This is a genomic window from Marinobacter sp. THAF197a (assembly GCF_009363275.1).
Lineage (GTDB): Bacteria > Pseudomonadota > Gammaproteobacteria > Pseudomonadales > Oleiphilaceae > Marinobacter.
On record NZ_CP045324.1, the window covers coordinates 1,112,525 to 1,134,164 of the forward strand.

Annotated in this window: 19 protein-coding genes; 5 read left to right on the forward strand and 14 right to left on the reverse strand. The window is 57.9% G+C overall.

Annotated features, from left to right (window positions below; genetic code table 11):
• Positions 1 to 8: 8 nt before the first annotated feature.
• The 4 genes from FIV08_RS05175 to FIV08_RS05190 are packed head-to-tail and all read right to left on the reverse strand — an operon-like array spanning position 9 to position 3,984.
• Positions 9 to 830, reverse strand: a complete 822-nt coding sequence (locus FIV08_RS05175; protein WP_072677799.1) for an ABC transporter permease subunit — start codon at positions 828 to 830, stop codon at positions 9 to 11.
• On the reverse strand, positions 823 to 1,752 hold the full coding sequence (locus tag FIV08_RS05180) for an ABC transporter permease subunit (protein ID WP_061333489.1): 930 nt from the start codon (positions 1,750 to 1,752) through the stop codon (positions 823 to 825). Before FIV08_RS05180 ends, FIV08_RS05175 begins: the two co-directional genes overlap by 8 nt.
• 4 nt (positions 1,753 to 1,756) lie before the next feature.
• Positions 1,757 to 2,839, reverse strand: coding sequence for a polyamine ABC transporter ATP-binding protein (gene potA / locus FIV08_RS05185; protein ID WP_416376628.1), 1,083 nt, complete (start codon positions 2,837 to 2,839; stop codon positions 1,757 to 1,759).
• Positions 2,840 to 2,877: 38 nt separating this feature from the next.
• Positions 2,878 to 3,984: a polyamine ABC transporter substrate-binding protein gene (locus FIV08_RS05190; RefSeq protein ID WP_058091669.1), complete on the reverse strand. Its 1,107-nt coding sequence runs from the start codon at positions 3,982 to 3,984 to the stop codon at positions 2,878 to 2,880.
• A gap of 266 nt (positions 3,985 to 4,250) precedes the next feature.
• Between FIV08_RS05190 and FIV08_RS05195 the strand changes: the two genes are divergently transcribed.
• Entirely contained in the window at positions 4,251 to 5,216 is a 966-nt protein-coding gene (locus FIV08_RS05195; protein ID WP_152437566.1) for a hypothetical protein, read from the forward strand.
• Here the strand turns inward: FIV08_RS05195 and FIV08_RS05200 are convergent.
• The 4 genes from FIV08_RS05200 to FIV08_RS05215 are packed head-to-tail and all read right to left on the reverse strand — an operon-like array spanning position 5,196 to position 9,958.
• Positions 5,196 to 6,383, reverse strand: coding sequence for an ABC transporter permease (locus FIV08_RS05200; protein WP_152437567.1), 1,188 nt, complete (start codon positions 6,381 to 6,383; stop codon positions 5,196 to 5,198). The two genes, FIV08_RS05195 and FIV08_RS05200, sit on opposite strands and share 21 nt — an antisense overlap.
• Positions 6,383 to 7,528, reverse strand: a complete 1,146-nt coding sequence (locus FIV08_RS05205; RefSeq protein ID WP_152437568.1) for an ABC transporter permease — start codon at positions 7,526 to 7,528, stop codon at positions 6,383 to 6,385. Before FIV08_RS05205 ends, FIV08_RS05200 begins: the two co-directional genes overlap by 1 nt.
• Before the next feature lie 25 nt (positions 7,529 to 7,553).
• On the reverse strand, positions 7,554 to 8,531 hold the full coding sequence (locus FIV08_RS05210; RefSeq protein ID WP_152437569.1) for an HlyD family secretion protein: 978 nt from the start codon (positions 8,529 to 8,531) through the stop codon (positions 7,554 to 7,556).
• The gene (locus FIV08_RS05215) at positions 8,528 to 9,958 is read right to left on the reverse strand and encodes a TolC family protein (protein WP_152437570.1); all 1,431 of its coding nucleotides are present in this window, start codon (positions 9,956 to 9,958) and stop codon (positions 8,528 to 8,530) included. Before FIV08_RS05215 ends, FIV08_RS05210 begins: the two co-directional genes overlap by 4 nt.
• 254 nt (positions 9,959 to 10,212) lie before the next feature.
• Between FIV08_RS05215 and FIV08_RS05220 the strand changes: the two genes are divergently transcribed.
• Positions 10,213 to 12,711 carry a penicillin acylase family protein gene (locus FIV08_RS05220; RefSeq protein WP_152437571.1) on the forward strand — a complete coding sequence of 833 codons (2,499 nt, stop codon included), beginning with the start codon at positions 10,213 to 10,215 and terminating at the stop codon, positions 12,709 to 12,711.
• Positions 12,712 to 12,814: 103 nt separating this feature from the next.
• On the opposite strand, the gene FIV08_RS05225 is transcribed toward FIV08_RS05220, so the two are convergent.
• The 5 genes from FIV08_RS05225 to FIV08_RS05245 form a co-directional block, all read right to left on the reverse strand.
• A complete protein-coding gene (locus FIV08_RS05225) occupies positions 12,815 to 13,252 on the reverse strand; it encodes a DUF7282 domain-containing protein (protein ID WP_152437572.1) in 438 nt (145 codons plus the stop codon).
• A gap of 104 nt (positions 13,253 to 13,356) precedes the next feature.
• The gene (locus FIV08_RS05230; RefSeq protein WP_152437573.1) at positions 13,357 to 14,103 is read right to left on the reverse strand and encodes an anti-sigma factor; all 747 of its coding nucleotides are present in this window, start codon (positions 14,101 to 14,103) and stop codon (positions 13,357 to 13,359) included.
• Positions 14,100 to 14,708: a sigma-70 family RNA polymerase sigma factor gene (locus FIV08_RS05235; RefSeq protein WP_152437574.1), complete on the reverse strand. Its 609-nt coding sequence runs from the start codon at positions 14,706 to 14,708 to the stop codon at positions 14,100 to 14,102. Before FIV08_RS05235 ends, FIV08_RS05230 begins: the two co-directional genes overlap by 4 nt.
• A 7-nt stretch (positions 14,709 to 14,715) precedes the next feature.
• Positions 14,716 to 15,249, reverse strand: a complete 534-nt coding sequence (locus tag FIV08_RS05240; protein ID WP_152437575.1) for a hypothetical protein — start codon at positions 15,247 to 15,249, stop codon at positions 14,716 to 14,718.
• 82 nt (positions 15,250 to 15,331) lie between these two features.
• A complete protein-coding gene (locus FIV08_RS05245) occupies positions 15,332 to 16,312 on the reverse strand; it encodes an XdhC family protein (RefSeq protein ID WP_152437576.1) in 981 nt (326 codons plus the stop codon).
• Positions 16,313 to 16,411: 99 nt separating this feature from the next.
• Between FIV08_RS05245 and FIV08_RS05250 the strand changes: the two genes are divergently transcribed.
• A complete protein-coding gene (locus FIV08_RS05250) occupies positions 16,412 to 17,884 on the forward strand; it encodes a metal-dependent hydrolase family protein (RefSeq protein WP_152437577.1) in 1,473 nt (490 codons plus the stop codon).
• Between the two features lie 21 nt (positions 17,885 to 17,905).
• On the opposite strand, the gene FIV08_RS05255 is transcribed toward FIV08_RS05250, so the two are convergent.
• Positions 17,906 to 18,826, reverse strand: coding sequence for an AraC family transcriptional regulator (locus tag FIV08_RS05255; protein ID WP_152437578.1), 921 nt, complete (start codon positions 18,824 to 18,826; stop codon positions 17,906 to 17,908).
• Positions 18,827 to 18,941: 115 nt separating this feature from the next.
• Between FIV08_RS05255 and FIV08_RS05260 the strand changes: the two genes are divergently transcribed.
• Together FIV08_RS05260 and FIV08_RS05265 are read left to right on the forward strand one after the other, a co-directional pair.
• Positions 18,942 to 20,435, forward strand: a complete 1,494-nt coding sequence (locus FIV08_RS05260) for a CoA-acylating methylmalonate-semialdehyde dehydrogenase (protein ID WP_152437579.1) — start codon at positions 18,942 to 18,944, stop codon at positions 20,433 to 20,435.
• A gap of 15 nt (positions 20,436 to 20,450) precedes the next feature.
• Positions 20,451 to 21,617: an acyl-CoA dehydrogenase family protein gene (locus FIV08_RS05265; protein ID WP_152437580.1), complete on the forward strand. Its 1,167-nt coding sequence runs from the start codon at positions 20,451 to 20,453 to the stop codon at positions 21,615 to 21,617.
• The last annotated feature ends 23 nt before the right edge of the window (positions 21,618 to 21,640 follow it).

Sequence of the window (21,640 nt, forward strand, 5' to 3'; positions counted from 1 at the left end):
TTGGCGCGTTAACGGGGCCGCAATCGCCGCTTCTCCGCCCGCCGCATCCAGAACCACGCGATAAACGCGATCACCGACACCACGGCAATAATGATGGTCGCCAGCGCGTTGATCTCCGGCGACACTCCCATCCGTACAGATGAAAACACCACCATCGGCAACGTCGTTGCCCCGGGCCCGGAGACAAAGCTGGCAATCACCAGGTCATCCAGAGACAGGGTGAACGCCAGCAACCAGCCCGAGACCAGGGCCGGTGCAATCACCGGCAGCGTAATCACAAAGAACGTTTTCAATGGCGTACAACCCAGATCCATGGCGGCTTCCTCAATAGAGAGGTCTACCTCTCGCAGCCGCGCACTCACCACCACCGCCACATAGGCACTGCAGAAGGTGGTGTGGGCGATCCAGATGGTCGCCATGCCACGGTCGGTTGGCCAGCCGATCAACTGGGCCATCTGCACAAACAGCAGCAACAGCGACAGGCCCGTGATCACTTCCGGCATCACCAGGGGAGCGGTGATCATGCTGGACAGCAGGGTGCGGCCGCGCATTTTCTTGAACCGGGCAATCACAAACGCGCACAGGGTGCCCAAGCACACCGCCATGCTGGCGGAGTAGAAGGCAATGCGCAGGCTCATCCAGACGGCAGACAGGATCTGCTCGTTGGCGAACAGAGCCCCATACCACTTGGTGGAAAAACCGGCCCACACGGACACCAGCCGGGAGGCGTTGAACGAGTACACGATCAATACCACCATCGGCAGGTACAGGAACAGCATGCCCAGCACCAGCATGGTTTTGGAGAAACCAGGAGCTCTTAACCTAACCATTCTTTTCCATCTCCCGTGCCTGGAAGCGATGAAACAGCACAATGGGCACCAGCAGAAGTGCCAGCATCACAATCGCCAGGGCGGAAGCCACCGGCCAGTCACGGTTGTTGAAGAACTCTTCCCACAGCACTTTGCCGATCATCAGGGTATCGGGCCCGCCCAGCAGTTCCGGAATCACAAACTCGCCCACGGCGGGTATAAATACCAGCATGGAGCCCGCCAGGATTCCGGCCTTCGATAACGGCAGGGTAATGGCCCAAAAGGTGGTCAGGCTGCGGCAGCCAAGATCAGACGCCGCTTCCAGCAGACGTATATCCAGCTTCACCAGGTTGGTGTAGATGGGCAGGATCATGAACGGCAGGTAGGCGTAGACGATGCCCAGAATCACCGCAAAGTTGGTGTTCAGCATTTTCAGGGGCGAGTCGATCAGCCCCAGCCACATCAGGAACGTGTTCAGCAGGCCCTGGTTGCCGAGAATGCCCATCCAGGCGTATACCCGAATCAGGAACGAGGTCCATGACGGCAGCATCACCATCAGCAGGAACACCAGTTGCCAGTGCTTGGGTGCCCGGGCTATAGCGTAAGCCATGGGGTAGCCGATCAGCAGGCAGAACAGGGTGGCCAGGAACGCCGTCTTCACCGAGCCCCAGTAGGCGGCCACGTACAAGCTGTCGGAGGCCAGGAACAGGTAATTGCCAAAGTTCACCACCACCGACAGGGTGTTGTCGACAAAGCGGAACACCGGTTCGTAGGGTGGAATGGCCATCACCGCCGAGGTCAGGCTGATCTTCAATACCAGCGCAAACGGCAGCAGGAAGAACAGCAGCAGCCAGGCGAACGGTACGCCGAACACCACCCGGCGATGGAACAGCACCGCACGCACCCGCTCCACCACCGGGGCAGGAAACAGCTTTCGATTCATCGCGTCAGTTCCAGAGCAGGATGGGGCTGGAGGCTTCCCAGGACACATAGACCCGGTCGCCCCAGGTGGGCCGCTCACCACGGCGTTCCACGTTGGCCATGGTGGCCTGAACCCGCTTGCCACTGGCCAGTTTCACGTAGTAAGACGTGATGTCACCCAGGTAGGCAATGTTGTCTACGGTACCGCAGCTCCAGTTGGTGTCACCTTCTGGCTTCTCTGTGGTCAGGTAGATCTTTTCCGGGCGCAGGGCAATCAGGGTTTCCGTGGTTTCTGCAGGCGTGGTTACGCCCCGGTCGATAAACACCGGTGCATCCAGCAGGTCGCTGGTCAGCGAGATGCTGTCGGAGTTGTCTTCCAGGATGTTCGACTCAAAGATATTCACCGAGCCGATAAACTCCGCCGTCATCCGGCTGTTCGGGCTCTCGTAGATATCAATGGGTGACCCCACCTGGGCAATCCGGCCATGAGACATAATGGCAATGCGGCTGGCCATGGTCATGGCTTCTTCCTGGTCGTGGGTGACCATCAGGCAGGTTACGCCCACCTTTTCCAGGATATCCACCAGCTCCAGCTGCATCTCCGTGCGCAGTTTTTTGTCGAGCGCGCCCATGGGCTCGTCCAGCAACAACAGTTTGGGGCGTTTGGCCAGGGATCTGGCCAGGGCCACGCGCTGTTGCTGTCCGCCAGACAACTGTTGTGGCCGCCGCTTGCCGTAGGCTTCCATTTTCACCAGTTTGAGCATGGCCGCTACGCGGTCGGCAATTTCGTTCTTCGGTAGCTTGTCCTGTTTCAGGCCCATGGCAATGTTCTGTTCCACCGTCATGTGCGGGAACAGGGCATAGGACTGGAACATCATGTTGGTGGGTCGCAGGTACGGGGGCAGGGCAGTGATGTCCTGGCCGTCCAGCACGATGCGACCGGAATCCGGAGTTTCAAAGCCTGCCAGCATGCGCAACAGGGTGGACTTGCCGGAGCCTGAACCACCCAGCAGGGCAAAGATCTCACCCTTGTGGATGTCCAGGCTCACATCGTCCACCGCCAGGGTGCTGTCAAAGCTCTTGGAAATGCCCTTGATGCTGAGAAGCACCTCCGCTTGCGCGGAGGTGCTGTTGGTTACGGCCACCGTCAGCGACCAGACTTCACGCTGGTCCAGGTACGGGTCATCAGGCGCTGGGCGTCCTGGGGCCGACCTTCCATGATGTAGAGATTCTTCATCACCTCATCAGTGGGGTAGATGCTGGTGTCTTCCAGGATCTCCGGGTTCACAAACTCGTCCGCCGCCTTGTTCGGGTTGGCGTACCACACGTAGTTGGTGACGTCTGCGATGATCTCCGGGCGCATCAGGAAGTCCATCAGTTTGTGGGCGTTGTCCACGTTCGGTGCGCCGGCCGGAATGGTCATCATGTCAAACCACAGCACCGCACCTTCCTTCGGGATGGTGTAGCGGATGACGTTGCCGTTCTTTGCTTCGTCAGCGCGGGCAGCGGCCTGCAGGATGTCGCCGGAGTAGCCGGCAGCCACGCACAGGTCACCGTTGGCCAGATCGCCAATGTAGCGGGACGAATGGAAGTAGGTGATGTGGGGGCGCACAGCCCGGATCACATCGCCACCTTTTTTGATGTCGTCGGCGTTGTTGCTGTTCGGGTCCAGGCCGATGTAAGCCATGGCGGCACGCACCATCTCTTCACCGGAGTCCAGCATGGCAATGCCACAACCGCCCGCGGCCAGTTTTTTGGTCACTTCCGGATCAAACACCATGGCCCAGGAGTCTACAGGTGCCTCGTCACCCAGGATTTTCTGGATGCGGCCTTCGTTGTAGCCATAGCCGTTGGTGCCCCACAGGTAAGGCAGGGAGAACTGGCTGCCCGGGTCGACCTTTTCCAGGTTGTCCATCAGGTCCGGGTTCAGGTTGGCCATGTTTGGCAGTTTGCTGTGGTCCAGCGCCACGAAGGCCCTGGCAGTAATCTGCTTGGCTACGTAGTGGTTGGAGGGCACTACCAGGTCATATCCGGAACGGCCAGACAACAAGGCTGCTTCGAGCACTTCGTTGCTGTCGTAAACGTCGTAGATAACCTTGATGCCGGTCTCTTCTGTGAACTTCGCCAGAGTGTCCTCGGCGATGTAGTCAGACCAGTTATAAACACGCACTTCTCCGGCGGCAAAAACCGAAGAGGCACCCAGAGACAACGCAACAGCGGCGGCAAGCGCCTGTGGCTTACACAACTTGAACATTGGATGGTGTCCCTCACTGAAAAGGGATGGATACAAAGCGTGCAGGACGCACGCAGTTCTTGGTGGGATTCGAGCGATTTTTAACACGAGAACCCGGCGCGCGCTACAAAAATTTCAATGTTGGGATTGGGGGTTGTACGTAGCTGATTTTACTCTGAGCAAACGCCTTGTCCGGTGGACCTTTACCCGGTCTTTACATGGGTTGACGGACACAAAGCGCGGCCTGACGAATAATAGAGGCAAACAACAGGTCGCGGAGTAAAAACATGGAAAAATCCAGGAGGTTGTGGACGGTGGGGTTGCTGACTCTTGCAGCCATAACGTTGTCTGGCTGCAAGGTGAGCGCCACATCCGGGGATCGCTACTACGACCGGGATGAACAGCACTTTAGCCGTGGCTATGTCCTGGATGCCCGAGACACCGGGCGCTACTTCCCCGAGGGCAGATGGAGCCTGAATTACGAGACGGAAGTGTGCATTGGCGACACCCTGTATTTTGAAACGGCGGACCGAAGGGTGCGAGTCTATGGCTCGCCCGCCTACAGCGAAAATACCTTTCGCGCCGCCGCCACAGAGGTGAGCACCCGCATAGACGGCGTGCTCAACCGGTTCAGAATGAGCTGGCGTGATTTCGTAGATGAGCGCAGCTCAGCCGTACCATACCCGGAGCAGGTGATCGCCTGTTTGAGTCCGAGAGTCAGCACCAATAATCTTGCATCTGGCACCCTCGCCGCTGTGGCCGTCGCTCCCTACCACCGAAGCTGGCCCTACGAGGCCGGGCAGATCTTCACCCATGAGCTGGCCCACTACGTCCAGGAAAACCTGAGCCGGTACAACGCCGCTGCATCTCTGCTGCCCTACTGGTTTGCGGAAGGCCAGGCCGCCCTGGTGGCCGGTGACCCCGTAGCACCTGCCTACCGGCATTACGACTATGACCCCCTGCGAGACGCCACCAGAAACGACGCCAGCAATGTCAGCTACCGTTTCGAACATTACGCACTGGCCTACCGCTATCTGGAGCGGGCCAACGGCGCACTGGAAATGACCCTGCTGCTGGATCTGGTCCAATTCATGGACTGGACAGGGGATTACCGCGGGGTGATCAGCACGGGTGAATCACGGGCCTTTGTGGAAGCCTTTGATGCCAAGGAGCTGGTGGACCATCGGGGGCGGTATATGAGCTTTGCTCGTTTTCGGGCGGACTACCATTCCCTAGTAGGAGCGGGGGGTTGATTCAGCGTCCATTCGGTTCCTGCTGCGTCTTCTCTCCGACATTGCGAGCAGCAGGATGCCCAGCCCAAAAAACAACGATAGGCCGGACAAGTACGCAATCTCCGACGTCAGGCTTTGGATTGGGGCTCCCATCTGATTGAGGGAGAGAAATCCTTGAATACCGGGTTTGGCGGGAATCATCATGGTGATTGTGTCTAACCACGCCGGGAGATTAGACGCGGGCCAGGCAAAACCCGCTGTAAAGACGATAGGTAGCGAAGACAGCAGAACAATAACGGTCGTCAGTTCGGGTCTTGGCAACAGGTAACCGAGCAGGATTGCAAAGAGTGTTGTTGAAGTGAGAAACAACATGCTAAAACCGATTAATGCGAACTGCGGTGCAGCGTGCGGGACGCCATAAAGCTGAAAGAAAAAGCCGAAATACAAAAGCGCCAGGATCAGGTAGGCGAACACAAACTTTACTAATCTGATCGGAAGTGCCTGTCTGAGCGGGGTTGTGACGAGCCCAGACAACCGGCGGGCCCGATCTTTAACGGTGACCGTGCCGGCTGCAATCAACAGGGTCTGGTGCAGGATCAGAACAAAGACGGCCGGAACAATATAGTTGATGTATCCGCCGGTTGGGTTGAACACCCCATGCGGAGATATCTTGAACGGCATGATTTCACCGGGGATGTTGGCCGGACTGCTGCCTTTTCTGAGGCTACTGATGATCTGAGTTTCAACGGACAAAGTGGTTGTGGCCTTCAGCAAGCCTTCGACGATATTTCCATAAATCAAAAAGTAACTGGCATCGCCGGCGAAGGCGATATTCACCGGGCGCCCGAGATAAACGTCTCGCTCAAAGTTAGCCGGGATGACCAACAACCCGTGAACGACATCGTTCTCCAACAGGACGGTTGCCTCATCCATGCTTTGTGGGACCGCAGCCACGCGCAATTGGGGCGTTGCATCGGCCATGCGTATCAATTGCCGGGCGAGCGCTGAGCGGTCCTGATCCAGAACCGCGAGGGCCTGTTGCCCCGGAACGTTCTTCTGGTAGGGCAGCGGGTAAAGCAGTGCGTAGAACAAAATGCCACCGATCATCACCAGCATCACCGATCTGTCGTGGATGATATTCGACAGTTCTGCTTTCCAGGCATCCCACAGACTGGTATTGCGGATCATCAGCTCACCTGCTCTGCAAGTTTGGGGTCGAGCTTTGTCGGAAGTAGCTTCAGCGCTATTGGCAAGACGAAGAGGAAAAGCAGCAACGCAATCAGTGAGTTGAAAATGAGAGGCAGGGAGGCGCCGTGGTCGGCAATGTCCACCTGCAATTTGATGTAGTGGGTGGATGGCATCAAGCCTCCCCAGGCCCATGCGATCACGTTCATATCACCTCGGGGGAAGGTAATGCCCATAAATGCAAACGCAGGGGCGAGGTACGCAGCGCTAACACTCATTGCTTTTACCCGGTCCCGAACGAGAGCAACAATGAGGATTGCCATGGCCTGAACGCTGAAGATGGTCAGGGCCAAACCAAGAAGAAGCCAGATGATGTTGCCGGATGGCTGCCACCCCAGAAAGAGGCGGAACAATAGGAGCATCAGCAGCCCCTGGAGCCAAAGGAGCAGACTCACAGGCGCAAGCGCGGCAGTGATCGCTTTGCTCCGCTCAATCAATGCTGCAGGGAGGGTTTGTTTTTCGAGTCGCCAGCTTAACGTCAGAACCGTTGAGATAACGATGATAATTTGCCAGAGAGCCGGCGATATTGACGTCACTAGAAAGCGTGCATAGCTCATGTTGGGGTTATAGAGGGATGTGACTTGTGGGCGCACGGGCACTGCCGAGGTGATGGCTTCAGGGGCGGTCTGGCCATGGCTGATTTTAAGACCAACACCCGTGCGTGCGGCCAGATCCATGGAGGCGCTTATTAACGATGAATTGATGAATTTTCCGGACAACAGATATTGATTGTTGTAAAAGGCGGTCACCGTAGGGCTGACCGAAAGCCGAAGGTCCCGGCCAAAGTTTTCCGGAATGATGACAAGGGCAAGGATATCAGATTGCTGAAGGGCATCTGCGCCAGCGGACGTCGAGGCGTATGACCGTAACAGGCTCAGGCCCGGGCTTGCGTCCAACTGACGTTCAACCGTATAGGATTCATGACTATGGTCCAGATTGACGACACCGACCGGAAGAGATTGCGGTGTGCCAATCTGGAAGATACTGATCAACAACACGAACAGAACCGGCGGCAGCCATACGACAACCGCAAGCAGCCAGGGTTGCTCCTGCAGAGCTTTCCAGCCAGTTAGATGCTCACGACCCATCGAGCTCTCCGGTCTGTTGCCGAGCTTACGGTGCCATTTCAAGAAGAACGCTCATGCCCGCCCTCAATCCAGCGATTGGCTCCACAGGTTGCATTTCTACCTCGAACGTTCTCATGTCAAATCCGCGCCCTGGCGTTGTTGCACGCCATGTTGCGTAATCCCCGAGTACAGAAATGTGGCTGACACGGAATCGTGCGGATTGATCAAGGGCAGGGATTTTCAGGTCAAATTCACTGCCTTCTGTGACTCGGCTGAGCAAATCTTCCCTGACGTTGAACAATGCCCACGAATCATCAAGATCGGTGACAATAATGACCGGGAAACCCTGGGGAGCAAGCTCTCCTTCGTTCAGCAGCACATTACTGACAACGCCGCCTCTGTGGGCCCGCGCCACGGTATCATCCAGTAGCTCAGCAACTTCGTCTCTCAAACTTGAGGTAGCTGCCTCACCGGCTTGAGCCGCGGTGCGGGCTTCCTGCCGTGGGCCTACTTCGGCCAGTTTCAGAATCTCAGAAGCCGTCACCCGTGTTTTCTCGGCCACCTTCCACAGGGTGAACGTATCGTCGGCTCTTTGCCTGGCAACCAGTCCCTCATCCGCCAGTGCGCGAATGCGTTCAAAGGTCGTTTTAGCCAGTGCCTCGGCGGCCAGGGCTTTTTCGTACTCGCTGCGAGCTGCGGCAATACGTTCTTCACGCGTGCCACCCTCAACGGCCTGAGCGAGTGATCGGCTTATGGTTTCAAGCGCCTCTATCTGAGTCAGTTTGGCCTCAAGCTCCGGGCTGTCGATGCGGAAAACCTCAGTGCCTGCCTCTACGCGATCCCCACGGCGAACGCTAATGTCTGCAACCCGCCCCGGAATCTTGGACGCCACCATATGTTGCCTGGCCTCAATCTGCCCCTGTAACTGGATGGGTGCAGGTGCGTAGGCTTTCCAGAAGACGATGACAATGCCCAACAGGATGACAACAACGACAAGCGGAATGGCAATTCGTTTTGCATTCACTGAATTTCATCTCCATCAAGCATGTAGGAAAACAGGTTTTCGTAATCACCGCTCAATGTAAGCAACTGAGTGAACGCCAGTACAAAACGGAGCGCAGCGGCATCACGACGAGTCTGGGTGGCAGCCAGAAAGGTTTGGGCATCAATGACATCAAGAGAGCGGCCCAGCCCTTCTGCGAAAGCGCGTTCCTGCAACCTCAGTGTCTGCTCTGCCAGGGCAACCGTCGATGCCAGGTCACGATGCTCGGCCAGGGATTGCGTCGCTTCGCGATAGCTTCGATCGAAGATAAGCTCCAGCCTTCGTTGTGCGGCTCGTTGAAGCGAATCGACTTCGCGAACGGTGTTGTCGGCAGCTCCTATTTTGCCCTTTCGGCCGCTACGGTCCACAAGTGCGATTCTGACGCCGACACCTACCAGCCAGTCCGGGGTGAGGTCACTTGCGAAAGAGTCATTTTCATACACGTTGTAGCTGCCGAAGAGAAAAACGTCAGGGCGGTACAGCCCTCGGCTTGCTTCCGCGACGCTCTGTGCCTGTTCATGCTTTGTTGCCAATATTTTCAGCTGTGGATGTTCCGTCAGTCCGGGTCTGAAGCTGTCTCTCGGTGGCAATTGAGGAAGAGTGAAGAGCGGTGTTGTTGGGAGAAGTGCATTGCCGTTGAAAGATCGTCCATCATCAGAATCGGCATGGATTAGTGACGAGAGTGCGTTGTGCGCCGTGTCGCGTTGATCTTGGACGGCTCTAGTCGTAATCCTTGCTCTATCGTGGGCTGCTTCGGCGGCCAGACGCTCAACACTGGAAATCTGGGCTTGGTTCTCCAGCGCCTGGGCAACGTGGAGGTGTCTCGCAAGAGCTGCTTCGGTTTGTTGCTGGGTGTTCAATGCGCGTTCGGCCATCACCAACCCGAAGTAAGTGGCAACCAGTTCTGCAAACCGGGCCTGCTTGACTTCTTTCACGACGAAGGATGCCTCAGATTTTTCGAGTTGAAGCAGGTTTCGTTTCGCGGTGATCTTTCCCCCAGTGTAAATCGGCCAAATGGTATTCACAGAGCTTCTGGTAATGTTCCGGCTGGTGACGGGCGTTCGAAAAGCGTCGGGGCCGCCGATCAAGTCGATCAACAACTGTCCCGGTATGGTTTCGGCTGCTCCGCTGAGCGGATTCAGGGCAAGGGCATCCAGCTCAATTTCGGAGTCTAGGCGCGTATAAGACCCCACGAGATCAACCTGTGGCAGATAAAGACTGTTTGCGGTTGATGCCAGTGCCTCCGCCCGAAGGCTGGCTGACTGATTCGCAGCCAGCAAATCGTCGTTATCAATAAGCGCCTGCCATGACTCGAGCAGGGTTAAAGAGGATGGTTTTTCAATACCTTGCGCGGTAGCAGAACAAACGATGGCTAGAGTGAGCGAGAGAAGCTTGGTTATACCATGCACGCTTGGCCGTCCTCCAGTTGCGCCAGATTCGGCTCGCGTCGTATCACGGCCAAAAGTTATAAATTCAAACTATTAGAAAACTCTGGTTTTTTCAACTTTTAACCTGCTTCTTCCGCGAGTCTTGTAGCGCGCGTCATGGTAATAAGAGGTTGGCATAATATATATTATGCTATAAATTAATCGTGTGATGGATAAATGCTGACCAGTTGGCCAGTAACCACAACAACAAATCCAAACACGATGGAGCAACCAACATGATGACAATAAAGCGTGCCATGTTGCTGGCTGCGCTGGTGGCCGGTACAACCGGCTGCCTGAGCTCTGGCGGCGGCAATTCTGCAGCAGACAATCTTGCGGGCCCCGCCGCAGATGCCCCCGGACTTGATCGCTACCGCGCGACCGTTACCCGTACTTCTTTCGGTATTCCTCACATTGAAGCGCCAGACTTTGCCAGCATGGGCTACGCCTACGGTTATGTTCAGGCGGAGGACAACCTTTGCCTGTTGGCTGAAGACACCCTGACCGTTCGAGGTCTGCGCGCGCGTTACCTGGGTGGCGAAGGGCAATACACCATTCCTGCCAACGGTGCCGTGGCGAGCAACGTGGATGCCGATTTCTTCTGGCGTACCGCCATCACCGATGCCGCCCTGGAATCACAGCGCAGCAACAGTGACCCGGAGGTGATCGAGGCATCCCAGGGCTATGTGGATGGCTTCAACCGATACGTTGAAGAAATCCGTCGTGGCGAGCACCCAGGGCGGCACCAGGCGTGCCGTGATTCAGACTGGCTGCTACCGTTAACCCTGGACGATATGTTCCGGCGCTACTTCCGGCTGGCGGTTCTGGCCAGTTCATCCGTGTTTGTGGAGGGAGTGGCCAACGCCCAACCTCCGGCACTGGATTTCATTGGTGGCGAAGAGCCGGATGAAGGGCTGATTGATACGCTGCTTAACACCCTCGAAGGGCCTCTGCCTTTCCCGCTCTCACGGGAGTTGAACATCGGCAGCAACATGTACGCGTTTGGTTCCGAAACCACTCGTGATGGCCAGTCCCTGTTGTTCGGCAACCCCCACTTCCCGTGGGAGAAGACTGAAAGACTGTATCTCGCTCATCTCAAAGTGGGCGATCAGGCCGAAATCATGGGCGCTGCCTTGTACGGCTTGCCGGCAGTGCTCATCGGATTCAACGAGCATTTCGCCTGGAGCCACACGGTGTCCACCGCTTTCCGGTTCTCCTTCTATGAGTTGACCCTGAATCCGGCAGACCCCACCCAGTACCTGTTTGACGGCGAGTTTGTGGATATGACCTCCGAAGACATCACCGTGGAGGTGCTTGAGGCGGATGGTTCAGTTTCCGAGCAAACCCGCACGCTCTATCACTCCCACTATGGCCCCATGCTGGAGTTTGCCGTGTCCGGTGTGCCGGTGTTGTCCTGGTCGCCCCTGAAGGCCTACACCCTGCGTGATGCCAACGCCGAGAACGATCGCTTGTTGAACCAGTTCTTCCGGTGGAACCAGGCATCCAGTTTTGAAGAGTTTGTGGAGCTCCATGGCAGCGTGCTGGGTGTGCCCTGGGTGAACACCATCGCCACTGGCCCGGGCAAGCCTGCGTATTACGGAGACCTGACTGTGGTTCCCAACGTAACGGATGAGCTGGCCATGCAATGCCCAACCGCACTCACTCCGGTACTGGGCGCACTGATGCCGGGGCTGCCGATACTGGATGGTAGCCGTTCAGACTGTGACTGGGGGATAGATGCCGATGCCCCTGCGCCGGGCGTATTTGGCCCTGGCAACCTGCCTACGTTGTCCCGAAACGATTGGGTGCACAACTGTAACGACAGCTATTGGCTGACCAACCCGGATGAGCCGCTGACCGGTTTTGCCAGCATTATTGGTGATGAGGAAACGGCAAGAACATTACGCACCCGGTTGTGCATTACGCATGTAGAGGAACGTTTGAACGGTTCGGATGGCCGCACGGGCAGTCTCGGATTCGATATGGACAACCTTCAGGATGTGGTTCTGGAAAGCAGCCTGATGTCGGAACGACTGGCCAGAGAGTCGGTTGTCACGGCCTACTGCAACCCGGTGTCTGAACTGCTCAGTGGCGTGACTCAGACCGGGATTGCCGAGGCCTGCGACGCGCTCCAGGCTTGGGACGGCACCTATAATCTGGATTCGCGGGGTGGCCATATCTGGCGGGAATTCTGGGCACGTTTGAACCTGTTGCCCGTTGCTTCGCCGCTGCAGTGGTTGACGCCATTTGATGCCAACGATCCGGTTAACACACCGAGAATGTTTAACGCAGCAGACCCGGTGGCTATTCAGGCATTCGTTGATGCGGTTCAGAGCATTGAGTCTGCCGGCATTCCTTTCGATGCCCGTATGGGAGACCTTCAGCGTTCCGGGATTCATGAGGGTGCTGACATTCCGGTATTCGGTGGCGAAAGTTTTGAAGGGGCGTTTACCATTGCGTCCAGCCGAGGCTCCAACCTGGAGGAAGCCCAGGGCTACTCTGTGACCTATGGCAACAGCTACATCCAGACCGTCACCTGGGGCGACGACGGCAACCCGATCGCCGAGGGATTTGTCACCTATTCCCAGTCGACTGATCCCGCATCGCCTTACTACCGGGATATGACCGAAGCCTATTCCAACAAAGAGTGGATTCGGTTCCCCTACACAGAACAGGAAATTCGACAGGACCCGGCACGGGTGATGGTTCGGCTGAACGAGCCGGCGACGCCATGATGAAAGCAGCGCTTAGCTGAAATGAAAAAAATCCCCCGGTAGCGCACGCAGCCGGGGGATTCTTTCAGGCCTTAACGAAACGGCGGTTAACGCCCACAGACTTTTATTTCGCGGTAATAACCGTCATCACCAGCTTGCCGTCTTTGCGAATGGGGCCATCTTCCTTGGCGCCCAGAGTGTATTCAAAGATACCGGTCTTGCTGCCACCTTCCTCGTTGTGAATCATCAGCATCAGCTTGTCGCCACTGGCCACTTCCTCGGTCAGGATGGCTGCAACGTCCATATTCTTGCCCTTCTTTAGGGGCGCATAGGCCACGACCGGGCCGGGCTTCATGGCTTCGTCGGTGCGGTGAACCACCAGCCAGCCGTTTTCCTCAGCTACCACCTTTTTGGCGGTCACCGTGCCTTCGGACACAGACTGGTCATCGCCCCAGACACCTACTTTATTGCCATGCTCCATCGCCAGTGCTGAACCTGATGCCAGTGCACCGGAAACCAGGGCTGCGGTCAGGAATGCGGTGGTTTTGATGTGTTTTTTCATTGTGTGCTCCTTAGGTTCGGTTGTACCCATCCATCACCTTGTTTTTGATGGGAGTACAAGCAGCTACGGAGCGGCGCCTGAAAAGTTTCAGGCGCGATCACAATTTAGTTGCGACCTTTGCCTTGGTCGGCAGAAGTGGGGTAAAGGAAGCCGTGAATGGCCGGGCCAGTCGGTTGTCCGGTGGGTGAACCACCCTTTGGCTCCAGGCTGATGCCAAAGGTGGCGCCACGCAGAGTCTCTGGGTCGTAATCACGCAGTGCAGCCTGGTCCAGGGTGAAGTTGTCACCCATCACGCCCACCGACCGCGGATTCGGGCCATACCCCTCTGCCACAATCCAGAGCTGGTAGGATTTGTCTGGCTCAGGTTCGGCGGTCACCGGCTGGATGTTCAGCTGGCGGCTGTTCAGATCCACGGTCAACAGGAACGCAGGCTGCTCATCGTTGTGTTGGAACACCGCCACGAAGGATTGGGCTTGCGGCTCGGGCTCCGGCTGAGTCGCCAGCACGGCAACCAGTACCAGCGCCGCTGCCGAAGCAATGGCCGTGCTCCAGCGCCAGCGGGTCAGCTGTTTCCGGAGACTGATCACATTGTCTGGCACCGCACTTGGGGATTTGGGAGCGGATGGTTGCTGTTCGATCGTTCGCTGAATTCGTGCAAACAGCTCGGGGCCGGGCTCCACAGGTTCAACCCCATCAAGCATGCCAGCCAGCCGGGCCTCCCATTGCTGAATTAGCGCTTCCAGCTCAGGTTCGCGGGCACGGCGAGCCTGCAAGGCATCCCGCTCTTCTTCTGGCAGAGTTCCCAGAACGAACTCTGCAACCATCATATCCAGGTCGTCGCGTTCGCTCATGGTTCAAGACACCTTTTGATCTGTTTCAGGGCTCGGTGCAACCAGGTTTTCACAGTGTTGATCGGCTGGTCAAAATGCCTCGCCAGCTGATCCCGGGACCAACCGTTCAGATACGCCAGACGAACCATGTCCTGGCGATCTTTTTCGAGTTGGTCAATGCAATGGTTCAAGTGCTTTACCGTTTGTTGATCTGAGATTTGTTCATGGGCCGCCGGCGAATGGTCGGCAATATTGTCGAGTTCGTCGCTTGCGGTCTCCCGCCTTGCCGGATGCCGCCGCAGTTCGTCGATAGCGCCGTGCCTGGCAATCGCTGCAAGCCAGGTGATCGGTGAGGAACGTTCCGCATCGAACTGGTCGGCCTTATGCCAGACTTTGACATAGGTGTCGTGAATCACATCATCTGCCCAAGCCCTGTCCTTGAGGATACGCAGCACGGTGGCCAGAAGTTTCGGGGCGGTGGCTTCGTATAACTCGGCAAACGCGTTTCTGTCCTGCTGGGCAACCCGGTGCAGGAGCCGGGTGATACCGGAGCTGCCTTCCTGATCAGTGCTCAGGTAGTCAGTGGCGCCGGGAGACGCGTCTGGCTGATGTGAATCAGAGTGCATGCGCGCCTCAGTCGGTCTGTTGCGGGGAGCGGGCGTTGGTCCCGATGAACAGGTACACGGAATGTCGGCGGTGGTCTTCTACCCGGTGCAAGGCGACAGCCGGTGCCTTGGCCTCGGCGCTCGTAAACTGAATTCGCTCGCCCGCGGGCTTGCCATCACGCTCCCGAGTGCCCTTTTCGGCCTGCCAATTCGGCCCAAGGCACTCAGACAATTCGCTTGCGGCGCGGGCATGCATGGTTTCCGCAACCTCTTTATCCGGAGCAGACACTGTGCAGGTGTAGGCAGAGTCTCCGTTGCCCCAGGCCCAGATTTCGCAATGGCCCTTGATCAGTTGCTCTTTCGCCCGGTAGATGGTCACCGAATTGAAATTGCTGCTGCTTCCCCGAAATTCGGCAAAGCCGGTCGGGTAATCTGCCACTATGTTCTGGAGAGTTGCGCAGGGATCTTCGGTACCGCTGGTGACAGGCTGAAAACTGCTGCAGCCGGCAAGTGCCGCGCTCGTCAGGGTAACAATGAGAGCCGCGGTTGTGTTTCTGACCATCAATCGGTTCCTTCGCTGAATAGGGGGCCAAAGATCATTTGTTCTTAACTGTAGAAGCGATGCCACAGCCAGACAAGCAAGTTCACAGTTGTTGGCGCGAGATGCCTTGCCGCACCCGGATAATATCGGCCATCACCGCCAAAGCAATTTCGGCGGGCGTTTTGCTGCTGATATTCAAACCTACGGGCATATGGATCCTGCGGATCTGTTGCTCGGTCAGCCCGCCAATGCGAGCCAGCCGTTCCCGCCGCTTCTCAGAGGTTTTCATGGACCCCATCACGCCGATGTAAAACGCCTCGGTTTTGACCGCCTCCATCATGGCGGTGTCGTCAATGCGCGGGTCATGGGTGAGAGCGACTACCGCGGTAGCGCGATGGCAGCCCTCACGGGCAATGTATACCGAGGGCAGCTCCTGTTGGAGTGTCACGTCTGCGAGGTTGAAGTGCCGAACTTCCTCGGGCCTTGGGTCGCACACAATAACTTCAAAGCCCAGGCTGTGTGCAAAGCTCGCGCAGGCGGTGGCAACCGGTGACAGCCCTGCAATAATCAGTCGCGAAACCGGGCCAACACGCAGTCTCAGGCGCGCGTGGGCCGCCTCCTCGGTAACCCGGGCGCCCAACTCGCTCTCCGGCTCGAGGTGAATGTCTCCGGTTTCCAGCGAGACCACCCGGGCAACCGGCCCTTCGCCCGATAACGCGGACTGGAGCGCCAGGAAATGTTTTCGGGTAGCGGCGGATGCTGGCCAGTGCTCTATCAGAACATCCAGGATTCCGCCGCAGGGGAGGGTGACGCGGGCATTATCCGGGCCGTCCGGAGCGCCGTAGCGAATACGATTAATACGTCCCTTGAAGACGTTGTCCTGCAAACGGGCCAGGAAATCTTCTTCCACGCACCCACCAGACAACGAGCCACAGTGGGCACCATCCTGCCGGGCGATCAACCAGGAACCCGGCGCTCGGGGTGAGGAGCCAAAGGTACTCACCACGGTACAGAACCAGAAGTCATGCCCCTCATCACACCAGTGCAGGGCTTGTTCAACAACTTTAATATCCAGTGGCTGCATGCAGAGATCGCTGTGTTGATGGATTCAAAGGCGGCCGGGCCGGCTCGCAGCATAGCCCAGATTGTCTATAATCGGGTACTCATCACAAGGAGTTGTCTGATGCCGGCCTTACCCCACGTCTTCAAGCCTCAACCGCTAGGTCACAACCACTCCCACGGCGCCTGCCAGTGCGGCTCGCCGCTATTAGCCCGGTTTCATGAACGCATGATGGCGGACATCAGCCGCCGGCAACTTATCGGAGGTATGGCTGGTGTGATGGCGATGTTTGCGGCATTGCATGCCCCGAGCGTTCTTAGCCAGCAGCCAAAGGATGATAATCGCCCGATACTGCTGAAGAACCTCAGGCTGTTTGATGGCAGCGGCGGGCCACTGCGAGACGGCGTGGCCATTCGCATTGAGGGTGGCCGTATTCAGGCGCTGCAAACCAACGGTGCAGACGCCGGTGATGCAGAGGTTATTGATTGCGGTGGCCGTGTTGTCATGCCGGGGCTGATTGACGCCCACTGGCATACCACGCTGGCGGGCATCAGCCAGCTGGAGGCCATGACCGCAGACCCAGGCTACGTGCATCTGGTTGCAGCCAAAGAGGCCGAGCGCACGTTGATGCGCGGCGTTACCTCGGTTCGAGACGTGGGCGGGCCTTCCTTTGCCCTCAAACGCGCCATCGACAAGGGCATTGTGGATGGCCCGCGAATTTTCCCCGCCGGTGCCATGATTTCTCAGACCTCTGGCCATGGCGATTTCCGCATGCGGCATGAAGTGCCCAGAGGCACCGCCTCGCCCCTGAGTGAGCAGGAAAAACAGGGCGTTGCCGTAATTGCCGATGGCGAAGCCGAGGTGCTCCGGCGTACCCGTGAACAGCTGATGCTGGGTGCGTCGCAGATCAAACTGATGGCCGGAGGTGGCGTGGCCTCCACTTACGACCCGCTGGACAGCACCCAGTTTACCGAGCGCGAACTGCGCGCCGCTGTTGAGGCGGCAGACGACTGGGGCACCTACGTGGCCGTGCACGTATACACGTCTAAGGGGATTCAGCGATCTTTGCGCGCCGGGGTAAAGTCCATCGAGCATGGTCAGCTGGCTGATGAGGAAAGCGTGCGGATGATGGCCGGTGAGGGCGCCTGGTGGAGCCTGCAACCCTTCCTGCAGGATGAAGATTCCAATGTCTACCCGGATGCCGCGCGCCGAGAGTCTCAACGGATGGTTGCTGAAGGCACTGTTCGGGTGTACGAGATGGCTCAACGTTTTGACGTTAAAACTGCCTGGGGCACCGATATCCTGTTCAGCCCACAGAACACCCACAATCAGTTGCGCCACCTGACCAAGCTTACGCGCTTTTACGACTCGCTCACCACACTGGCCATGGCAACTGGCCGCAACGGCGAACTGCTTGCCATGTCTGGCCCAAGAAGCCCCTATCAGGGCAAACTCGGCACCCTGGAGCCAGAGGCTCTGGCAGACCTGTTGGTGGTGGATGGCAATCCGGAGCAGGGGCTGGAATTTCTGAATGATCCGAATGCCAATCTGCGCCTGATCATGAAGGGCGGGCGAGTCCACAAAAATACCCTTTAACGGCCATCTCCCCAGTGACGGTCAATGCCGTGCTGTATGCCGATAGTCACTGGGGGATTTGCCCATTACCTTCTTGAACAACCGGGAAAAGTAATAGGCATCGTCATAACCCAGCTGACGGCTGATGTCGGCAAAGCTCTGGCTGGTAGTGTCCAGAAGCTGGCAGGCCCGCTCTACCTTCAGGTGCAGGAAGTGCTGGATTGGCGAGGTGCCGGTTTGTTCCCGGTAACGGGTGGCAAAATGTGCTGACGACAGGCCAGACAGTTCCGCCAGTTGCTGCAGAGTCAGCCGTTCTTCCAGATGTTCCCGCATGAAATTGTGAATGGTCTCCAGCTCCGCCTGCTGTGCCAGCCCGGTTTCGTCGGCATTCAGGGGCACGGCAGCCAGCAGTTGTCGCAATCGGTTGCTGGCGTGAATCAGTCCGCGGGCGCGAAAGCCGGTCTGGCGAACCGACAACAGGCCGTTGAAATCCACCAGCAGCCTCGGTTGTCGGCCCAGATGGCGAACGTGGTTGTTGCCATCAAACCCCATGTAGTTTCTGAACTCCTCGGCCAGCGGCCCGGTGTAGTGCACCCAGTGGATGGTCCATGGGTTGTCCGGTGCGGCGGTGTAGCGATGGCTGGCGCCGGCCGGAAGCAGCAGGAGATCGCCTGCCTGCACCGTCAGGGGCTCGCCCGCCACATTCAGGAAGGCCTTTCCCTCGGTGCAATAGATCAAAAGATTGTCACGATGGTGTTCCCGGTGCATGTGATGGCCCGCGGCCCTGCGGTAGTGCCCGAAGGCCAGTGGATACAGCTCGCGGGTCAGCGGATGGTGTGCCAATAGCCGAACAATGGGTTCCGGCACCACATAGCGCACGCTGTCTGGCGGTACGGGCCACTGCGAGGTTTGTGTGGTTTTGGGGAGCCTGGAATCGTTAGTCATCGAAAAATAATCCATCATGGGCGAAATTTAGTCAATCACCCTTTGCCAAACCCCGTGCTACGCTCTTTCCATATCCTGCCGGTTCCAGATGGGAAACGGCGTGCCCGCATAACAACAAACAGGGATTATCAGCATGAAGAAGATACCTCAGTACATCGCCGGTGAGTTTGCCCAGAGCCAGACCGAAAACTGGATCGACGTCACCAACCCTGCCACCAACGAAGTGATCGCCCAGGTGCCCTGTGCCACTGAAGCCGAGATGCGCCAAGCCATCGATAACGCCGGGGAAGTGTTCAAAAGCTGGAAAGAAACGCCAGTCTCCGAACGGGCCCGGGTGATGCTGCGTTACCAGGCGCTGCTGAAAGAACATCACGACGAGATTGCCGAAATCCTGTCCCAGGAAACCGGCAAGACCTTTGATGACGCCAAGGGCGATGTCTGGCGCGGTATTGAAGTGGTGGAGCACGCTGCCAACGTGGCCTCCATGATGATGGGTGAGACCGTTGAAAACGTCGCCCGCGAAGTCGACACTCACTCCTGGATTCAGCCCCTGGGCGTGTGCGCGGGCATCACCCCGTTTAACTTCCCGGCTATGATCCCTCTGTGGATGTTCCCCATGGCCATCGCCTGCGGTAACACCTTTATCCTGAAGCCCTCCGAGCAAGACCCGATGACCCCCATGCGCCTGGCCGAACTGTTCGAGCAGGCTGGCGCTCCCAAGGGTGTGTTGCAGGTAGTGCATGGCGCGAAAGAACAAGTGGATACCCTGCTCACTGACCCGGCCATCAAAGCCATCTCCTTCGTCGGTTCGGTGCCGGTAGGGCGCTACATTTATGAAACCGGCACCAGCCACATGAAGCGCGTACAGAGCTTTGCCGGCGCCAAGAACCACATGGTGATAATGCCGGATGCCGACAAACAGCAAGTGATCAACGCCCTGGTGGGCGCCTCCGTGGGTGCCGCCGGCCAGCGTTGCATGGCGATTTCCGTCGCGGTGTTTGTGGGCGCGGCCCAGGAGTGGATTCCGGAGCTGAAAGAGGCCATGGCCAAAGTCCGCCCCGGTGCCTGGAACGATTCCGGTGCCAGCTACGGCCCGGTCATCAGCCCCAAGGCCAAGGAGCGCATTGAACAACTGATTGCCACCGGCGAGAAGCAGGGTGCGCAACTCCTGCTGGACGGTCGGAACTGCACCGTGGATGGCCTGCCCGACGGCAACTGGGTTGGGCCAACCCTGTTCGGCAACGTGACTCCGGAGATGGATATCTACAAGGAAGAAATCTTCGGGCCGGTTCTTACCTGCATGAACGCCAACGACCTGGGCGAAGCCATCGCGCTGATCAACAACAGCCCCTACGGCAACGGTACCTCCATCTTCACCAATCACGGTGGCGCGGCACGCCGGTTCCAGCATGAGATCGACGTAGGCCAGGTAGGTGTGAACGTGCCCATCCCGGTGCCCTTGCCGTTCTTCTCCTTCACCGGTTGGAAAGGTTCGTTCTACGGCGATCAGCATGCCTACGGCAAGCAGGCGGTGCGCTTCTACACCGAAACCAAAACCGTGACATCCCGGTGGTTCTCCAGCGAGGCCACCTCATCCGAGGCGAACTTCTCAATTCAGCTTCGCTAACGGAGGAGCCGGGTAATGGACTTCAATCTGACCGAAGACCAGCTGGCATTCCGGGATGCCGCCCGTGCCTTCGCCGAGAAATCCATGGCACCGCACGCGGCCCAATGGGATGCCGAACACATCTTCCCTGTGGAGGTGATGAAGCAGGCCGGCGAGATGGGCTTTATGGGCATGTACACGCCCGAAGCCCTGGGCGGTATGGGGCTGTCTCGCCTCGACACCTCGGTGATTGTGGAAGAGCTGGCCATGGCGTGCCCCTCTACCGCCGCGTTTATCACCATCCACAACATGGCCACCTGGATGGTGGCCAGTTTTGCCTCGGATGATCTGAAGCAGGCGTTTGTGCCTAAACTGGCCAGCGGCGAATGGTTGGCCAGCTACTGCCTGACCGAACCGGGGGCCGGCTCCGATGCCGCCAGACTGCGTACCCGCGCGGTGCGTGACGGCGACAGCTACGTGATCAACGGCAGCAAGATGTTTATCTCCGGCGCCGGTGCCACCGACATTCTGGTGTTGATGGCCCGAACCGGCGATGCTGACAGCGGCGCCAAAGGTATCTCGACCTTTGTGATCCCGGCCAATACCGACGGTATTTCCTACGGCAAGAACGAAGAGAAAATGGGCTGGCACAGCCAGCCGACCCGCCTGGTCACGCTGGAAGACGTTCGTATTCCTGCCGGCAACCGGGTAGGCGAGGAGGGCGACGGCTTTGCCATTGCCATGAAGGGGCTGGACGGTGGCCGCCTGAACATTGCCACCTGTTCCCTGGGTGGAGCCCAGGCGGCCCTGTTGCGGGCCCGCAATTACATGCATGAGCGCCAGCAATTCGGCAAACCGTTAGCGGCATTCCAGGCCTTGCAGTTCAAGCTGGCGGATATGGCCACCAACCTGGTAGCGGCCCGCCAAATGGTACGGCTGGGGGCCTTCAAGCTGGACAGCGCAGACCCGGAAGCCACCCTGCATTGCGCCATGGCCAAACGCTTCGCCACCGACGCCTGTTTTGACGTGGCCAACGAAGCCCTGCAGCTGCACGGCGGCTATGGTTACATCCGTGAGTACCCGCTGGAACGCTACCTGCGGGATTTGCGGGTGCACCAGATCCTGGAAGGCACCAACGAAATCATGCGCCTGATTATCGCCCGCCGGCTGCTGGAGGATGGCGTGGTAGAAGCCATCCAGTAACCGGCCAGAGACAAAACAAGGAA

Bases quoted from the DNA above. Each gene is read 5' to 3' on its own strand.
- FIV08_RS05200 (WP_152437567.1), bottom strand. From the start codon at position 6,383: ATGATCCGCAATACCAGTCTGTGGGATGCCTGGAAAGCAGAACTGTCG.
- FIV08_RS05245 (WP_152437576.1), bottom strand. From the start codon at position 16,312: ATGCAGCCACTGGATATTAAAGTTGTTGAACAAGCCCTGCACTGGTGT.
- FIV08_RS05205 (WP_152437568.1), bottom strand. From the start codon at position 7,528: ATGGGTCGTGAGCATCTAACTGGCTGGAAAGCTCTGCAGGAGCAACCC.
- FIV08_RS05230 (WP_152437573.1), bottom strand. From the start codon at position 14,103: ATGAGCGAACGCGACGACCTGGATATGATGGTTGCAGAGTTCGTTCTG.
- FIV08_RS05255 (WP_152437578.1), bottom strand. From the start codon at position 18,826: ATGATGGATTATTTTTCGATGACTAACGATTCCAGGCTCCCCAAAACC.
- FIV08_RS05190 (WP_058091669.1), bottom strand. From the start codon at position 3,984: ATGTTCAAGTTGTGTAAGCCACAGGCGCTTGCCGCCGCTGTTGCGTTG.
- FIV08_RS05180 (WP_061333489.1), bottom strand. From the start codon at position 1,752: ATGAATCGAAAGCTGTTTCCTGCCCCGGTGGTGGAGCGGGTGCGTGCG.
- FIV08_RS05250 (WP_152437577.1), top strand. From the start codon at position 16,412: ATGCCGGCCTTACCCCACGTCTTCAAGCCTCAACCGCTAGGTCACAAC.
- FIV08_RS05235 (WP_152437574.1), bottom strand. From the start codon at position 14,708: ATGCACTCTGATTCACATCAGCCAGACGCGTCTCCCGGCGCCACTGAC.
- FIV08_RS05240 (WP_152437575.1), bottom strand. From the start codon at position 15,249: ATGGTCAGAAACACAACCGCGGCTCTCATTGTTACCCTGACGAGCGCG.
- FIV08_RS05265 (WP_152437580.1), top strand. From the start codon at position 20,451: ATGGACTTCAATCTGACCGAAGACCAGCTGGCATTCCGGGATGCCGCC.
- FIV08_RS05260 (WP_152437579.1), top strand. From the start codon at position 18,942: ATGAAGAAGATACCTCAGTACATCGCCGGTGAGTTTGCCCAGAGCCAG.
- FIV08_RS05225 (WP_152437572.1), bottom strand. From the start codon at position 13,252: ATGAAAAAACACATCAAAACCACCGCATTCCTGACCGCAGCCCTGGTT.
- FIV08_RS05195 (WP_152437566.1), top strand. From the start codon at position 4,251: ATGGAAAAATCCAGGAGGTTGTGGACGGTGGGGTTGCTGACTCTTGCA.
- FIV08_RS05220 (WP_152437571.1), top strand. From the start codon at position 10,213: ATGATGACAATAAAGCGTGCCATGTTGCTGGCTGCGCTGGTGGCCGGT.
- FIV08_RS05175 (WP_072677799.1), bottom strand. From the start codon at position 830: ATGGTTAGGTTAAGAGCTCCTGGTTTCTCCAAAACCATGCTGGTGCTG.